General features: G+C 61.0%; 19 protein-coding genes. 13 read left to right on the forward strand and 6 right to left on the reverse strand.

The features are described 5' to 3' along the window. The first annotated feature begins 78 nt into the window (after positions 1 to 78). Together visN and visR are read left to right on the forward strand one after the other, a co-directional pair. A complete protein-coding gene (gene visN, locus HJC04_RS10225) occupies positions 79 to 825 on the forward strand; it encodes a transcriptional regulator VisN (RefSeq protein WP_210629218.1) in 747 nt (248 codons plus the stop codon). Positions 826 to 833: 8 nt separating this feature from the next. Next, positions 834 to 1580: a transcriptional regulator VisR gene (visR, locus tag HJC04_RS10230; RefSeq protein ID WP_210629217.1), complete on the forward strand. Its 747-nt coding sequence runs from the start codon at positions 834 to 836 to the stop codon at positions 1578 to 1580. A 64-nt stretch (positions 1581 to 1644) separates the two neighbouring features. Here visR and HJC04_RS10235 read toward each other — a convergent pair whose 3' ends face one another. The 6 genes from HJC04_RS10235 to motA form a co-directional block, all read right to left on the reverse strand. Beyond that, complete coding sequence (locus HJC04_RS10235; protein ID WP_210629216.1) at positions 1645 to 2085, reverse strand: hypothetical protein; 441 nt, start codon at positions 2083 to 2085, stop codon at positions 1645 to 1647. A gap of 5 nt (positions 2086 to 2090) precedes the next feature. Continuing rightward, positions 2091 to 3170 (reverse strand): flagellar biosynthesis protein FlhB, encoded by a 1080-nt coding sequence (gene flhB / locus HJC04_RS10240; protein WP_210629215.1) that lies wholly within the window; start codon positions 3168 to 3170, stop codon positions 2091 to 2093. 232 nt (positions 3171 to 3402) lie between these two features. Next, positions 3403 to 4443, reverse strand: coding sequence for a flagellar motor switch protein FliG (gene fliG / locus HJC04_RS10245; protein ID WP_210629214.1), 1041 nt, complete (start codon positions 4441 to 4443; stop codon positions 3403 to 3405). Between the two features lie 27 nt (positions 4444 to 4470). Beyond that, a complete protein-coding gene (gene fliN, locus HJC04_RS10250; protein ID WP_210629213.1) occupies positions 4471 to 5058 on the reverse strand; it encodes a flagellar motor switch protein FliN in 588 nt (195 codons plus the stop codon). 65 nt (positions 5059 to 5123) lie between these two features. Beyond that, positions 5124 to 6074: a FliM/FliN family flagellar motor switch protein gene (locus HJC04_RS10255; protein ID WP_221145996.1), complete on the reverse strand. Its 951-nt coding sequence runs from the start codon at positions 6072 to 6074 to the stop codon at positions 5124 to 5126. Further along, on the reverse strand, positions 6075 to 6947 hold the full coding sequence (gene motA / locus HJC04_RS10260) for a flagellar motor stator protein MotA (RefSeq protein ID WP_020920386.1): 873 nt from the start codon (positions 6945 to 6947) through the stop codon (positions 6075 to 6077). It abuts the gene before it with no gap. 253 nt (positions 6948 to 7200) lie between these two features. On the opposite strand from motA, the gene flgF reads away from it, so the two are divergent. From flgF to flgH, 11 genes are all read left to right on the forward strand, one after another. Then, a complete protein-coding gene (gene flgF / locus HJC04_RS10265; protein WP_210629211.1) occupies positions 7201 to 7935 on the forward strand; it encodes a flagellar basal-body rod protein FlgF in 735 nt (244 codons plus the stop codon). Between the two features lie 3 nt (positions 7936 to 7938). Next, positions 7939 to 9336 carry a flagellar protein export ATPase FliI gene (gene fliI / locus HJC04_RS10270; RefSeq protein WP_210629210.1) on the forward strand — a complete coding sequence of 466 codons (1398 nt, stop codon included), beginning with the start codon at positions 7939 to 7941 and terminating at the stop codon, positions 9334 to 9336. 2 nt (positions 9337 to 9338) lie between these two features. Continuing rightward, positions 9339 to 9881 carry a flagellar protein gene (locus tag HJC04_RS10275; RefSeq protein WP_210629209.1) on the forward strand — a complete coding sequence of 181 codons (543 nt, stop codon included), beginning with the start codon at positions 9339 to 9341 and terminating at the stop codon, positions 9879 to 9881. A gap of 158 nt (positions 9882 to 10039) precedes the next feature. Continuing rightward, entirely contained in the window at positions 10040 to 10432 is a 393-nt protein-coding gene (flgB, locus tag HJC04_RS10280) for a flagellar basal body rod protein FlgB (RefSeq protein ID WP_011424023.1), read from the forward strand. Positions 10433 to 10437: 5 nt separating this feature from the next. Then, positions 10438 to 10854: a flagellar basal body rod protein FlgC gene (flgC, locus tag HJC04_RS10285; protein ID WP_064693821.1), complete on the forward strand. Its 417-nt coding sequence runs from the start codon at positions 10438 to 10440 to the stop codon at positions 10852 to 10854. Between the two features lie 3 nt (positions 10855 to 10857). Next, positions 10858 to 11199, forward strand: a complete 342-nt coding sequence (locus HJC04_RS10290) for a flagellar hook-basal body complex protein FliE (RefSeq protein ID WP_210629208.1) — start codon at positions 10858 to 10860, stop codon at positions 11197 to 11199. A gap of 19 nt (positions 11200 to 11218) precedes the next feature. Next, positions 11219 to 12007: a flagellar basal-body rod protein FlgG gene (gene flgG, locus HJC04_RS10295; RefSeq protein WP_210629207.1), complete on the forward strand. Its 789-nt coding sequence runs from the start codon at positions 11219 to 11221 to the stop codon at positions 12005 to 12007. A gap of 16 nt (positions 12008 to 12023) precedes the next feature. Continuing rightward, positions 12024 to 12506, forward strand: a complete 483-nt coding sequence (flgA, locus tag HJC04_RS10300) for a flagellar basal body P-ring formation chaperone FlgA (protein ID WP_210629206.1) — start codon at positions 12024 to 12026, stop codon at positions 12504 to 12506. Beyond that, entirely contained in the window at positions 12503 to 13624 is a 1122-nt protein-coding gene (locus HJC04_RS10305; RefSeq protein ID WP_210629205.1) for a flagellar basal body P-ring protein FlgI, read from the forward strand. The genes flgA and HJC04_RS10305 overlap by 4 nt, the downstream gene beginning before the upstream one ends. Then, entirely contained in the window at positions 13621 to 14160 is a 540-nt protein-coding gene (locus HJC04_RS10310) for a MotE family protein (protein ID WP_210629204.1), read from the forward strand. The genes HJC04_RS10305 and HJC04_RS10310 overlap by 4 nt, the downstream gene beginning before the upstream one ends. Then, a complete protein-coding gene (gene flgH / locus HJC04_RS10315) occupies positions 14157 to 14873 on the forward strand; it encodes a flagellar basal body L-ring protein FlgH (protein WP_210629203.1) in 717 nt (238 codons plus the stop codon). The genes HJC04_RS10310 and flgH overlap by 4 nt, the downstream gene beginning before the upstream one ends.

A 14873-nucleotide genomic window follows, 5' to 3' on the forward strand; every position in this document is an offset into this window, starting at 1 on the left:
GGGGCTTGAATTGAATCCTTCACAAAAAAATCGCTGTTGCACCGAGTTTGATCGTTCCTCAGCCGCAGGAAATTGCCAATGGATATGACGATATTTCAGGCGAGCAAAGGCGAGAGGCAAATGGCGAATTTCGCGAGCGTGGTGGCGCCGGCTCTCTTGCCGCGCGACGAGCTGATTCGGCGCCTGCACGGTGTCGCCGACACTGGGAGGTTGCAGTCCGGTCTGCGCGCGCTGACGGACTATGTGGGTGCGTCGCACTATCTTCTGGCGCGCTGTGATCTCATCCAGGAAAGCGGTCTCGATTTCATCGTTTCGTCGGACTGGCCGTTCGATCTGGTTAAGGATATCGCCAACGATCTGGTCAGCACCTATGCCCGTTCGACCGAGCTGGAAAAATGCATGCAGGTTTTCCAGCCGAACTTCGCTCTTCTGCCCGATGACGCCGATGTGCCTGATGGCGCCAGCCGCCAATATTGCTCATTGACCTTCAATGTCGGCCGCTCGCGGCTCGCCTTGATGTTCCTGTTCGGCGAAGGCTTCATCCTGTCGCCGGAGCGCCTGCGGGATGTGGGACTGCTTGCCGGCTACGTCGCGAGCTTCCTTCGCTGCGGGGGCGCAAAGGTCGACCGCGATTTCGAACTGACCGACCGCGAGCTGGAATGCCTGTTCTGGATCGCCGAGGGCAAGACCAGCGATGAGATCGCGATGATTCTCGGAATATCCCGCAATACCATCAACAATTACATCACCAGCGTGATGCGCAAGACGGCGACCAAGACCCGGTCGGAGGCCATTGCCTTCGCGGTCCGCAACAATCTCGTATAGGGGAATCCATGGCACATCCATCAAGCAGGGCGATGAACGGCGCCGATCCGCTGCGCGTGGTGCGGGTGAACAGGATTTCCAGCCGTTCGGATCTTTTTCCGCGGCTGGTCGCGATGCAGAAGCTCGCCGACGCTCAAGGCTTCGCGATCTACCGTGTCAGCGGCTCGGGATTGCCGGCAAAGCAGCGCCTAGTCTGTGAGCTCGAGAACTGGGGGCCTTCGAATACCGGTTTTGCCAAGGCCTTCACGGATGCTTATGGCGATATTCTTCTTGACCATATCGAAAAGTCGCTGCTGCCGCTTTCATGGGCCGGCGCTCACGACCGAGCGGCCCCCGGTCCGGCGGATTTCGCGCCCTTCATGACACGCCTGAAGGATGGAATTCTGCCTTTCTCCGGCCTTGCCTTCCCGGTGCGGCTCGGCGCCCTCGGCAACGGCTTCATCCTTTTCACCGGCGATGATATCGATCCTCCAAGCGACACGATCGTCGAGCTGCACGGCCGCTGCTGCCACGTGATGATGGATCTGCTCTCTCTCGACGAACGCCGCTCGGCCGCCGCCGAAGCGCTGAGCGAACGCGAAATCGCCTGTCTCCAGCTCGCCGGCGATGGCCGTATCAGCGAAGAGATCGCCGAAAAACTCGGCCTGTCCGTGCACACGGTCAATGCCTATCTCGGCTCGGCGACCATCAAGCTCGATTCCGTCAACCGCATCCAGGCGATCGCCAAGGCGATCCGGCTCGGCTACATCAGCTGAACCGGTTCCTGCCGCCTTCATGAAAGGCGGCGCGAAAGCGAGGCTGGATTGTCCTGGGGGCAAATCAGCTGGCGAGCGCGCGCGGCGGTTTCACGCTGTAGCGAGACTGCTGAAGGCTCTTTTCCAGAAAGGTAGTGTTCTCGTCGGGGTCGGAGGAGGGGTCCTCGAAGGCGATGTGGTTGATTTCGATGCCGGCATGATTGTCGGCAAGGGTGAGCTGGGCGTAGACGGTGACGCCCCGCGGCTTGATTTCCAAGTCAAGAACGACTTCGGGCTTGCCGCCCCATTCCAGCGTATAGTTTCCACCGAGGCCGAAATTGACCGTGCCCGGATGAAAGAAAAGCTCCGCCGCCGAAGCGACGAGATCGGCCAGATTGCCGTAATACTCGAAGCGCAGCAGTGAAATGAGGTCAGAGGCATCCAGAAGGCGCAGTTCGGTGGCGACGGGGCTGATCGCGTCTGCGAGGATCTTTTCACGCTGGGCAGAGTGAGGGCATTTTTTCATTCGGCTTATCTTACCCGTTTGTTCTTGGCGTCTGCGGCGTAGACCCTGTGTATGAGCTCCGCAACGGCCTTATAGAAGACTGACGGTATGACACTATCGATCGAGACTTGCGCAAACATGGAGCGCGCGAGCGGCGGATCCTCGAACACCGGGATGCCGTTCTGCTCGGCGATCTCTCTGATTTTGAGTGCAATCAGGTCCTGGCCCTTTGCCAGAACCACAGGCGCGTCGTTCTCTTCACGCGCATAGCGCAGCGCTACGGCATAGTGCGTCGGGTTAGCGATGACAAGCGTGGCGCGGTGCACGTTGGCGATCATGCGCCGGCGCGCGCGGTCGCGCATCAGCGAGCGCTGCCGGCTTTTGACAAAGGGGTCGCCCTGCGCCTGCTTGTTTTCTTCCTTCACCTCATGGCGCGTCATCTTGAGCTCGGTGAACCAGTGATGGCGCGTCCAGAAAAGATCGGCGATCGCCACGATCGCGGTGGCGATCAGCATGACGATGATGATCTTGCGCATCGCCGTCATCATCCGCACGAGGATTGTCTGCGGATCGGAGAACATGGCGTCGATTGAGCTGAAATATTCGCTCCTGAGCACAAAAAACAGGACGACCCCGACGACGACGACCTTGAACAGCGACTTTCCGAACTCGACGAGGCCGGGCAGGCTGAAGAGCCGTGACCAGCCCTTGACCGGAGAGATGCGTGAGGCCTGAGGCCTGATGCGTTCGAGCACAGGCGTCGGCAGGTTCTGGAAGATCGAGGAGGCGATGCCGAAGACCATGAACAGGATGAGGGCGGGTGCCAGCAGCGCCGCGCTCGCCCAGCCGAGCCGGACGAAGAGCGCCAGAATGTCCGGTCCCGTCTCGATTTTCCATTGGTCGGGCTGCTCGAAAATGTCGCGCAGCGTTTCGCCCATGCGGCCGACGCTATCGGGAAGGAAGAACACCAGATAGATGAAAGTGGCGAGGATGGTCGCGAAGATCGACAGCTCGCGCGAAAACGGCACATTGCCTTTCTCCGCGGCGTCGGTTTGCTTTTTCGCGGTCGGGGCTTCTGTTTTGCTGTCCTTGTCATCATCGGCCAAGTCGCGGCCCTCCGTCAAAGAAACAGGCCGCAGCGAATGCATGCCACCCCGAACAGGGCAGCGATTCTGGGATGACGAGATGCGTCAAAACAAAAACCCAAGGCGCGGCGCAGGAGCCATGTGCTCTGCGACACGCCATAGAGTGCGGCCGATCGATGAAAGGTAGTCGCCCGCGGCGCGGCGATCAACAGCGGCCTGCTTGCCGGCCGGATTTGTCAACAGTCTCAGAGGGTCAGGCGGCGGCCGAGGCCTCGCCTTCCTTCTCCTTGAGCTCGATCTGGCCTGAGTTGGCCAGGCGAATCGCTTCCTGTGCCACGGCGCGGCGCGCAATGGCGATCTCACGCGGATTGACGCCGCCCATGCCGCTCTGCAGATCCGATTCGATCATGCGGCGCTGGCGCGGACTGATGGCGGACAGAACCGATTCGCGGATCTCGGCCGGCGAGCCGCGCAAGGAGACGGTGAGCACGTCGGTCGAAATATCGTTGAGCAGCAGGACGCGGCTGCGCTGCGGCATGTACATGAGGTCCTCGAAGAGGAAGATCTTCGGCCGAACCTTGTTGACCGCCTCGCGACTGATCGATTCGAGCGAGGTGAGCAGCGTGTCGACCTGCGGCTTGTCGAGCTCGTTCATGAGATCGGCGACCTTCGTCGAGCCGGCAGCGTTGCGCTCTGCCTCGATTTCGGCAAGCAGCGTCATCACCTGGTTCTCGATGATCTGCGCCGCCTTCGGGCTGACGGCCTTCATATTGACCGTCCGGTTCATGATGTCGGCGCGGCGGTTGTCGGGAAGCTGCAGCAGCACCTTGGCGCCGAAGGAGGAGGGCATCATCGAAAGGATGTAGGCGACGGTTTGCGGATGTTCACGCAGCAGGAACTGTGCGACGAATGCCGGCTCGGCTTCGCTGAGGCGATCCCAGATCGAGGTCTCGTAGGCCTGGAATGCCGTGCGGCGGCCGAGCAGGCTGTCCACCTCGTCGGGGGTCAGGCCTTCTTCCAGAATGGCCTCGATCGCTTTGGCATTGTCCATCAGTCCAGCGCCCTCGGTGAAGAGGTCCTCGAACTCGGAGACGAGCGACAGGAGTTCGTCCGGCGGAATGGCGCGCAGTGACTGGGCCGATGCGATAATGGTCTGCAGCTCGGCCTGAGTGAAATATTTCAACAGCCGGCCGGCGACACCCTTTCCCATGGCGAGAAGGACCGCCGCCGCCTTTTCAGCCTGGGTCAACGGTTTCCCGGCTAGCGCGCCGCCGAAATCGTCAAAGTCCATCATGGTCTAACCTCTCCGTCCCCACAGGGATCAGGCTTTTTTCGTACTCAAAACTTCTATCAGCTTCACGCCGAACCGGGTGTCGTCGTTATCAAGAACCGTAATCTCGCCGCGTGCAATCCTGCGGCCGTTCACCATGATCTCAACGGGTTCGCCGATTTTCTTGTCGAGGGCGATCGTCGCTCCTTCATTGAGATTCATCAGACTGGAGACCTGCATCCGGCTGGTGCCGAGCATGATCTGGACATCGATCGGAATGTCCATGATCAGCTCGAAATTCGAGGTCAGCGCGCTGCCGAGCGGCGCCGATGACGCCTCGAACGAAGAGCTGCCGCCGAAATCCATGCCTGCAGCCGGGCTGGCATTGCCGGCGCCGAAATCGCCGCCGAAATCATCGCCGCCGAAAGGGGAATCCGAAATCTCGCCGCCGAAGGCGGTCAGATCCGTTCCTGCCGCGAAGCCATCATTCTCCAGTTCGGCGCCAAACTGCGACAGGTCGCTATCGGCATCCTTCTTCAGCACGCCGCGCAGATCGTCGATCGCTTGGTCGAGATCGGCCTCGCTGCCCGGCATATCCAGGGAGAGGTCACTGTTCTGCTGTGTTTTCTTCGTTGCCATGAAATCACTATTCCAGTTGAAACTTGCCTCAAACTGCCTTTGCAGCCCGGAAGCCAGAGAACCGATCAATTCATTAAATGACGGATGAGTTCGTCATCCGAGTTCATCGTATCCTTGACGCGGACCATGTAGTTTTCGCCAGAACGCCCGAACTCGCATATATACAATTCCTTGCTGTTGGCGCTGACCTCGACGCGGACGTCGCCGCCGTCGCGGAACGGGATGACGTCGCCGACCATCAGCTTCGATATGGTGCGCAGCGTCAGGTCCTGTAGCCGGATCCTGGCCTCGAGCGTGACATGCGAGCGGCGGACCTGATCGCCAAGCTGTTCGGCCCATTCCGGCGAATTGCCGCCAGTCTGGCGCTTCGGCTTCGGCGGCGTCACCTTGGTTTTGAGCAGCGCCGTCTGCGGAATGATCAGTGCGAATTCCGAAACAATGCCGGCGAGCGTGATCGACATGTTGATGGCGGCGGCAAATTCGTCCGGCTTGTCCTCCGCCGGCCGGGGGCTGGCGTCATGGGCGTGCGGGGCCGAAAGACTGGGCTCGAAACCGCCAGGTGCATTGACCGCCGAGCGCAGCACCTTGGCTATCTTGTCGAAGACCATGACCGCCAGATCGAGTTCGATGACCGAGAGCAGCCGCTCGGCCGGCTCCTCGATCGTATCGGCGGTGGCGCCGAGCAGGTGTTCCATCAGCGTGATGACGAAACCGTTGCCGCAGGCAAGCGTGACATTCTGAGACCAGTTGCGCAGCGTCGCGTCGACGAGCGTGACGTTGTGGCTGAGGTCGTCAACCAGGTGGTTCTTGTAGCCGATCTCGCAGCCGAGATAGCTGACGGTCACGTCGAGGCCGGTCTCGCTTTTGATGACGTCGGGAAAGAACTCGCTGTAGACCTCCCCGAAGGCGCTGCAGATCTTGGCGACCCTGCCTCTGTCTCCGAGCCCGCCGGTCAGCTTGGCGAGAAGGGCGGGATCCATTGCCGGTTTGTCATGCGAAGCATCGCTCATGGTCATTTAAGCCGCCTTGTTTTCGCCGCCTGGGTTCATCATTTCCTGTTCGACCGCATCGATGGAAGGACGTTCGTAGGCCGAGATCGTCTTGCGGCCGTATTCGAGAGCGACCTGCGGCACCGAACCGTTCATATAGGCAAGCAGCGTCTGCTTGACGATGACATAGAGGCGATGCTGCTTGTTGCGGACGACCTTGATCTGGGAAACCAGCGGCGAGCAGACGCAATAGGATAGGAGAATGCCGAGGAAGGTGCCGACGAGCGCCGAACCGATCAGATGGCCAAGCACCTCGGGCGAATCGTTGATGTGGGCCATCGCCTTGATGACGCCGAGAACGGCCGCAACGATACCGATCGCCGGGAAGGAATCGCCCATGATCTGGATCGCGTGATAGGGCTTCATCTTGTCGTGCATGATGGTGTTGAGCTCTTCGTCCATCAGCGCCTCGATTTCGTGGCTACGGGCGTTGCCGATAATGATCAGGCGCACATAATCGCAGATGAAGGCCGTCAGTTCCTTGTTCTTCAGAACCGTCGGAGCCTGCTGGAAGATCGTCGATTCGGCAGGATTGTCGATATGGGCTTCGATTTCGTTTCGCGACTTGGTGCGCAGGTCCCGCATCAGCGAGTAGAGCACGCCGAGCGTATCGAGATAATTGCGCTCCTTCGGTACGGCGTGCTTGAAGGCCTCTGCAAGCGCCTTACCGGAATCCTTCACCACCTTCATCGGGTTCGCCATGATGAAGCTGCCGAGACCGGCGCCGCCGATGATGAGAAATTCGAAGGGCTGGAACAGCGCATCCACTTCGCCGCCCATCGCCATGAAGCTGCCGACGATGCAGCCGCAGACAACAATAAATCCGATAATGATGTTCATCGTCAGCCCAATCTGAACGTTGCTTTTCTTCGAGACGGATAGGGTTTCTGCCTTGCGTGAGGCTGATGAAAGGGTCGGTCCCAGGCATTTCCACGTGCCAGCTTCGCGCAAGCATCTGCCGCCAATCTAAAGGAGACGAATGGGCGCTCGCGCCCGTTTCTGAGATGCCGCCTCAGCGAAATCCCGGCCGAACCAGATCAGACGACGCCCGGCTTTTCGTCCCGTTCATCGCCAATGCTTGGAGCTTACAGACATGCAATCCGGTCTTTACGTTTCTCTGTCGTCGCAGATGGCGCTTGAAAAGCGCTTGAACACCATCGCCGACAACATGGCGAACGTGAACACCACCGGTTTTCGCGCCACCGAGGTGAAGTTCGACGAGATGGTGGCGGCCACCAAGAACAAGCTGAACACCAAGGTCGCCTTCGTTTCCCAGGGCAACGACTACCTGAACGAGCAGAACGGCGAGTTGCAGCACACCGGCAACATGCTTGATTTCGCCGTCAAGGGCGATGCCTGGTTTGCCCTCGACACACCGGCCGGCCGCGTCCTCACGAGGGACGGCCGCTTTACGCTCAGGGATACCGGCGAACTCGTTTCGATCCGCGGATATCCGGTTCTCGATGCCGGCGGCGCACCGATCCAGCTCGACACGAAGGGCGGCGAGCCTGCTGTCGGTACCGACGGCATCATCTATCAAGGCGACCGCCAGGTCGGTTCGCTGGGCCTGTTCGAGGCCGATATCGGCAAGGGTTACCTGCGCTACGAAAACAGCGGCATCCTGACCACCGACCAGCCGCGCGCCGTCGTCGACCGCTTCAATGTCGGTGTCGAGCAGGGTTATCTGGAAAATTCCAACGTCAACGCCATGCGCGAGATCACTCAGCTGATCGAAGTCAACCGTGCCTTCGAAAGCATTTCCTCGCTGATGCGCGACAGCGAGGATTCGTTCAAGCAGGCCGTCCAGACGCTTGGGGGCAGCCGCTAAGCAATGAGCACGACGCTACTGTCCGAAGACGGCCTTTCTCCGAAGCTCGCGCATCTGGCGGGTCTCGTCGACCGATACGCATCGCCGGAATTCGCCGTCGCTCATGGCGGTCGCGTCCAGACCATCGCTGCCGGCCACTATACGGTTCGCGGTCTCTCCCGTCATGTTCGTCTCGGTGAATTCGTAGCGCATAAATCGGCGACTGGCATCCATCTCGGCGAGGTCGTTCGTGTCGAGCCGGACCTGATCTATGTCTGCCCGATCGAACCGGGCGAGCCGATCGGCATCCATGACACGGTCATTCGCAAAGGCGCCTTCCGAATTTCGCCATCCGACAGCTGGTGCGGGCGCACGATCAATTCGCTGTGTGAGCCGATCGACGGGCTGGGTCCGATCGGCCAAGGGCTCGATCGCCGCTCGATTTCCAACGCTGCGCCACCCTCGATGACGCGCCAGCGCGTGGCGACCGGCTTCAAGACCGGCGTGCGCGCGATCGACATCTTTTCGCCGCTCTGCCTCGGCCAGCGTCTCGGCATCTTTGCCGGCTCCGGCGTCGGCAAGTCGACGCTTCTGTCCATGCTTGCCCGCGCCGATGCCTTCGACAAGGTGGTCATCGCGCTCGTCGGCGAACGCGGCCGCGAGGTGCGCGAATTCATCGAGGATACGCTCGGCAGCAATATGAAGAAGGCGATTGCCGTCGTCGCGACCAGCGACGAAAGCCCGATGCTGCGCAAGATGGCGCCGCTGACGGCGGTCACCATCGCCGAGCATTTCCGCGACAAGGGCGAAAACGTGCTCTTCATCGTCGACAGCGTCACGCGTTTTGCCCATGCGATCCGCGAGGTGGCGACCGCCTCCGGCGAACCGCCGATCGCCCGCGGTTATCCTGCCTCTGTCTTCACCGAATTGCCGCGCCTGCTCGAACGCGCCGGTCCTGGCCCCGAAGGCGCCGGCACGATCACCGCCATTATCTCGATCCTCGTTGATGGCGACAACCACAACGACCCGATCGCCGATTCGACGCGCGGCATTCTCGACGGCCATATCGTCTTGCAGCGCAGTCTCGCCGAAGAAGGGCGCTATCCTCCGATCGATCCGCTCGCCTCGATCTCGCGTCTTGCCCGCAAGGCCTGGACTCCGGATCAGGAAAAGCTGGTGTCGCGCTTGAAGGTATTGATCCACCGCTTTGAGGAAACGAGGGACCTGCGCCTGATTGGCGGTTATCGCCAGGGGGCCGATCCTGATCTCGACATGGCGGTCAAGCAGGTCCCTATCATTTACGACGTCCTGAAACAGTCTCCGGGCGATCGCGACTCGGTTGACGCTTTTGCCGATCTCGCCGGCGCGCTCAAGGCTGCTGCCGGCATGGGCAATCAGGGCGCACCCATGCAGAGGAGATAAAAGTGGCTGATTTTGATGATGAACGCATCGCTTCCCTGAAGCAGCGCAAAAAGACCGCCACTCTGGATCGGTTTCTCACCTTCGCCGGCCTGGCGCTTGCCGGCGCCTCCGCCTTTTTCCCCTGGTATGTCTTCTTCAATGCGGACAAGTTCGGCATCAACGTCGCCACCAGCAGCAATTCGCGCGAACTGCCGGATTGGCCCGCCCGCAACGTCTTCAGCGTCTCACCGCTGGCCATGGTCAACAAGAACGAGGCAGCCAAGAAGGCTCCGCCGATCGATCCGCTGACGACGGCGACGGTCTCCGATCTCGGCAAGCAGCGTGACGGCGGCGTGATGCTGGAAGACCAGCCTTTCCCGGGCAAGTCTTCCTTCCGCCTTCTCCACGTGTCCAACGGCCGGGCGCTGATCGAGGATCCCTCGGGCATGTATGTGGTGCGCATCGGCTCGGTCCTGCCCGACGAAAGCCGCCTGGCGATGATCGAGCAGCGCGAGGGCAAGTGGGTCATCATCACCTCCAAGGGCGATATCTACAAGAACGACTGAATCCCTTCGCAACGGCTGAAGACAAGAGGGGCTCCGCCGCGAACCGGCAGGGGCCCTTTTCTATTGCGGTTTTCGGCGAGGCCTCGAAGGCCGAATTCCCGTAAGTCCCACGCAAGATTACCGCTCTAGGTTCCGGATAGTAAAAACGGAGAGTTCTCATGCAACCGATCCAACTTTTCGACTTGGCTTCGCGACAGGCGGAATGGCTGACGATCCGTCAGCAGGTTGTTGCCGGCAACATCGCGAATGCCAATACTCCGAAATTCCGCGCCAAGGACGTCACGCCCTTCGATGCCGTGCTGGACAGATCCGACATCACCATGGCGCGCACCAATCCGGCGCACTTCAGCGGCAACGATTTCAGCGACAGCGGCGATATCGACGTCAAGGAAGCAGCCCTCGACCAGGAGATCGGCATTCAGGAATCCGGCAACACCGTCGGTTTGGCCGAAGAGCTTTCCAAGTCGGGTGACATCAAGCGCCAGTACGATCTGAACACCTCGCTGGTCAGCTCCTTCAACCGCATGATGTTGATGACGGTCAGGAAGTAATTGTCATGGATCCGCTTTCCGCAGCTATGAAAATCGCCGGTTCGGGGCTCGAGGCGCAATCGACGCGCCTGCGCATCGTCTCGGAAAACATTGCCAACGCCCGCTCGACCGGTGACACGCCGGGCGCCGACCCCTATCGCCGCAAGACGATCACCTTCGGCCAGCAGATGGACCGCACCAGCGGCGTCGAGACAGTCAACGTCAAGAAGGTCGGCGTCGACGAAGGCGATTTCAGCACCGAGTTCGACCCCAGCAATCCGGCGGCGGACGCCAAGGGCGTCGTCAAATTGCCGAACGTCAACATCCTCGTCGAGATGGCTGACATGCGTGAAGCCAATCGCTCCTATGACGCCAATCTGCAGACCATCAAGCAGACCCGCGACCTCATCTCGTCCACGATCGATCTTCTGAAGAGCCAATAATCAATGATCAGCAGCGTCCAGAATGTCAGCAATCTTTCGATGTCCCGCGCGCTCGGCGCCGTCGACACCGAAAATTCCGCCTCGTCCTCCGCAACGACCATGCCGGGCACCGCCGGTGCGGCCAATGGCCTGAGCTTCGCCTCGGTCCTGGGCGGCATGGCGACCGACGCCGTCAACAGCCTGAAGGGTGCCGAAAACATGTCCTTCGCCGGCATCAAGGGCACGGCGACGACCCGTGAAGTCGTTGATTCCATGCTCCAGGCCGAGCAGACGCTGCAGACCGCGATTGCCATCCGCGACAAGGTCGTTTCGGCCTTTCTCGAAGTCACCAAGATGCAGATGTAACTGATTTGAGGACGAATACATGAGAGCGCTCGCCATCGCAGCAACGGGCATGGATGCCCAGCAGACCAATCTGGAAGTCATCGCCAACAACATTGCGAACATCAACACGACGGGCTTTAAGCGGGCCCGCGCCGAGTTCACCGACCTTCTCTACCAGACCGAACGCGCCAAGGGCGTCGCCAACCGGGCCAATCAGGCCGTCGTTCCTGAAGGCGCAAATATCGGCCTCGGCGTCCAGACCTCCGCGGTCCGCAATCTGCATCTCCAGGGCGAACTGACACAGACTGGCAACGACCTCGACGTGGCGCTGATCGGCAAGGGCTTCTTTCAGATTCAGTCGACCGATGGCACGACGCTCTATACCCGCGCTGGCGCTTTCAACAAGAATGACCAGGGCCAGCTCGTCACCATCGACGGCTATGAAGTCCTGCCTGGGATCACCATCCCTCAGGGTTCGACCGAACTGACCATCAGCCGCTCCGGCGAGGTCTCGGCGAAGCTGCCGGGTCAGACCGATCCGACTGTTCTTGGACAGCTGACGCTTGCCGACTTCGTCAACGAAGCGGGTCTTCAGCCGATCGGCGACAATCTCTTCCAGGAAACGCCGGCCTCGGGCGATGCGGTCGTCGGCAACCCCGACGAGGAAGGCTTTGCCTATATGAAGCAGGGTTATCTGGAATCCTCGAACGTCGACCCGGTGAAGGAAATCACCGAGCTGATATCGGCTCAGCGTGCGTACGAAATGAATTCCAAGGTGATCACGACCGCTGATGAAATGGCCTCCATCGTCAGCAAGAACCTGAAGTAAAGGGAAGGGCCGAAACATGATGTTTTGCCGGGCAGGACGCATCTCAGGATGGGTGGCGGCAGCCACGATCGCACTCGCGGGCGTGGTCTTGCCTGCGGACGCGGGTGCCGGCATGGGTTATGCCGTCGTCCCGACGACGATCATCTACCCCGGCGACACATTGTCGGGCAGCCAGCTTCAGGAGGTTGAGGTCACCAACCCCAACCTCGCCGGCGATTATGCCAAATCGATTTCGCAGGTCGAAGGTCTGGTTTCCAAACGCACGCTGCTACCGGGGCGCACAATCTCGGTTTCAGCCCTGCGCGAGCCCTATACGGTGACGCGCGGCTCTTCGATCCGCCTGGTCTTCTCTCTCGGCGCAATGACGATCTCCGCTGCCGGCACGCCGCTCGAAGACGGCGCGACGGGGCAGGTGGTCCGTGCACGTAATATGGATTCCGGCGTCATCGTCAGCGGCACGGTGCTTGCGGACGGCACGATCCATGTGAGGGCGAAATGAAATTGTTCTTCCGTATCGTCGCCTTTGCTGCGGTTGTCGCCATGAGTTTGGCCGACGTGGCGCCCGCCTGGGCGCTGACGTCACGCATCAAGGATATCGCCTCGCTTCAGGCCGGCCGCGATAACCAGCTGATCGGCTACGGTCTGATCGTCGGCCTGCAGGGAACCGGCGACGGCTTCCGTTCCTCGCCCTTCACCGAGCAGTCGATGCGGGCAATGCTCCAGAATCTCGGCATCTCGACACAGGGCGGCCAGTCCAACGCGAAGAACACCGCGGCCGTGATGGTCACCGCCAACCTGCCGCCCTTCGCAAGCCCCGGCAGCCGTCTCGATGTTACGGTGAGCTCGCTCGGCGATGCGACCTCGCTGCGCGGCGGCACGCTCGTCATGACCTCGCTTTCCGGTGCCGACGGCCAGATCTATGCTGTCGCCCAGGGCTCTGTTATCGTCTCCGGCTTTCAGGCGCAGGGCCAGGCGGCGACGGTGACCGAAGGCGTCACCACCGCCGGCCGCGTACCCGGCGGCGCGATCATCGAACGCGAACTGCCGTCGCATTTCAAGGATTCAGTCAATCTCGTCCTGCAGCTGCGCAATCCCGATTTCTCGACGGCGATCCGCATTGCCGACATCGTCAATGGCTATGCCTCCGCGCGCTTCGGCGGCCCGGTCGCCGAAGCCAAGGATTCGCAGGAAGTGGTGATCCAGAAACCGCGCACGGCCGATCTCACCCGGCTGATGGCCGACGTCGAAAACCTCATCGTCGAAACCGATACGCCGGCCAAGGTGGTTATCAACGAGCGCACTGGAACGATCGTCATCGGCTCCGATGTCCGCGTCTCGCCGGTCGCCGTCAGCTACGGCACACTCACGGTTCAGGTCACCGAGACGCCGCAGATCATCCAGCCCGAACCCTTCTCGCGCGGGCGGACTGCCGTTCAGCCGCAGACCGATATCGCGGCTGAGCAGACCGGCGGGCGCGTTGCCATAATCGACGGTCCCGACCTCAGGACCCTTGTTGCCGGTCTCAACAATATCGGCGTGAAACCGGATGGGATCATCGCCATTCTCCAGGGCATCAAATCGGCGGGCGCCCTGCAGGCGGAGCTTGTATTGCAATGATGACGATCCTGAATCCTGACATGACCGTGCTGCAGCTGCTGCGCCGCCTGGCGCTGCCGGCAGCCGGCCTCGTCCTGCTGTCGATCCCGGGTGCCTTCGCACAGGAGCACCCGGAGGGAGACATCACGTCTCAGGACGAGATCAAGCAATTCTGCACCAACATCGCCGATCCAGCCCGCGACCAGCGCTACCTGCTGCAGAAACAGGAGCTGGAAAGGCTCCGCGCCGACATCGACGCCCGGATGGAGGAGATGGACAAGCGCAAGGCCGAATACCAGGACTGGCTGAAGCGGCGCGACGACTTCCTGCAGCAGGCGGAAGCCGGCCTCACCGAAATCTATAAGAAGATGAAGCCGGATGCGGCGGCGCTCCAGCTGCAGGACATGAAGGTCGAAGTGGCCTCGGCCGTCATCATGCGGCTCGGTCCGCGTCAGTCGAGCCTCATCCTCAACGAGATGGACCCGCAGAAAGCCGCCATCATCGCCGGCATCATCGCCAGTGCGTCCGATCCCAATACGTCGAAGGATCCTTCATGAACATGCGTTTCCCGGCCGCGGTCGCCGCCCTCGCACTCCTAGCGGGCTGCCAGTCCCCGACGGCAGTCAGCGAGATCGGCCGTGCGCCCGCCATGAGCCCGATCGGCAGTGGACTTGCCTATGGCCAGACCCCGCAGATGGCGCTTTATCCGAAGCAGCCGCGTGCCGTGGCGCAGGGCTATTCGCTCTGGAGCGATTCGCAGGCCGCGCTCTTCAAGGATGCACGCGCGCTGAACGTCGGCGACATCCTGACCGTCGACATCCAGATCAACGACAAAGCCTCCTTCGACAACGAGACCAACCGCAGCCGCAAGAATTCGAGCGGCATGAACTGGGACGTCAATGCCCAGATCTTCGGCTGGACCCCGGAATCGAAGACCGATCTGACCTACGGTTCGGATACCAGCACCGACGGCAAGGGCAAGATCGAGCGCACCGACAAGCTGACCCTTCTCGTTGCGGCCGTCGTCACCGGTATTCTTGAAAACGGCAACCTCGTCATCTCTGGCTCGCAAGAAGTCCGTCTGAACCAGGAGCTGCGCATCCTGAACGTCGCCGGTATCGTGCGTCCGCAGGACGTCAACGCCGACAACCAGATCTCCTACGACAAGATCGCCGAAGCCCGCATCTCCTATGGCGGCCGCGGTCGCCTGATGGAAGTGCAGCAGCCTCCGCGCGGGCAGCAGGCCGTCGATCTTTTCTCGCCGCTTTGA

It is taken from the genome of Rhizobium sp. NLR8a (assembly GCF_019685235.1).
Lineage (GTDB): Bacteria > Pseudomonadota > Alphaproteobacteria > Rhizobiales > Rhizobiaceae > Rhizobium.

Excerpts from the sequence above, each read along its gene's own strand:
- visR (WP_210629217.1), top strand. The coding sequence starts at position 834 with ATGGCACATCCATCAAGCAGGGCGATGAACGGCGCCGATCCGCTGCGC.
- HJC04_RS10310 (WP_210629204.1), top strand. The coding sequence starts at position 13,621 with ATGATGACGATCCTGAATCCTGACATGACCGTGCTGCAGCTGCTGCGC.
- HJC04_RS10235 (WP_210629216.1), bottom strand. The coding sequence starts at position 2,085 with ATGAAAAAATGCCCTCACTCTGCCCAGCGTGAAAAGATCCTCGCAGAC.
- fliI (WP_210629210.1), top strand. The coding sequence starts at position 7,939 with ATGAGCACGACGCTACTGTCCGAAGACGGCCTTTCTCCGAAGCTCGCG.
- fliG (WP_210629214.1), bottom strand. The coding sequence starts at position 4,443 with ATGATGGACTTTGACGATTTCGGCGGCGCGCTAGCCGGGAAACCGTTG.
- HJC04_RS10255 (WP_221145996.1), bottom strand. The coding sequence starts at position 6,074 with ATGACCATGAGCGATGCTTCGCATGACAAACCGGCAATGGATCCCGCC.
- flgH (WP_210629203.1), top strand. The coding sequence starts at position 14,157 with ATGAACATGCGTTTCCCGGCCGCGGTCGCCGCCCTCGCACTCCTAGCG.
- flgC (WP_064693821.1), top strand. The coding sequence starts at position 10,438 with ATGGATCCGCTTTCCGCAGCTATGAAAATCGCCGGTTCGGGGCTCGAG.
- flgG (WP_210629207.1), top strand. The coding sequence starts at position 11,219 with ATGAGAGCGCTCGCCATCGCAGCAACGGGCATGGATGCCCAGCAGACC.
- visN (WP_210629218.1), top strand. The coding sequence starts at position 79 with ATGGATATGACGATATTTCAGGCGAGCAAAGGCGAGAGGCAAATGGCG.
- flgF (WP_210629211.1), top strand. The coding sequence starts at position 7,201 with ATGCAATCCGGTCTTTACGTTTCTCTGTCGTCGCAGATGGCGCTTGAA.
- fliN (WP_210629213.1), bottom strand. The coding sequence starts at position 5,058 with ATGGCAACGAAGAAAACACAGCAGAACAGTGACCTCTCCCTGGATATG.
- flgA (WP_210629206.1), top strand. The coding sequence starts at position 12,024 with ATGATGTTTTGCCGGGCAGGACGCATCTCAGGATGGGTGGCGGCAGCC.
- HJC04_RS10290 (WP_210629208.1), top strand. The coding sequence starts at position 10,858 with ATGATCAGCAGCGTCCAGAATGTCAGCAATCTTTCGATGTCCCGCGCG.
- flgB (WP_011424023.1), top strand. The coding sequence starts at position 10,040 with ATGCAACCGATCCAACTTTTCGACTTGGCTTCGCGACAGGCGGAATGG.
- HJC04_RS10305 (WP_210629205.1), top strand. The coding sequence starts at position 12,503 with ATGAAATTGTTCTTCCGTATCGTCGCCTTTGCTGCGGTTGTCGCCATG.
- motA (WP_020920386.1), bottom strand. The coding sequence starts at position 6,947 with ATGAACATCATTATCGGATTTATTGTTGTCTGCGGCTGCATCGTCGGC.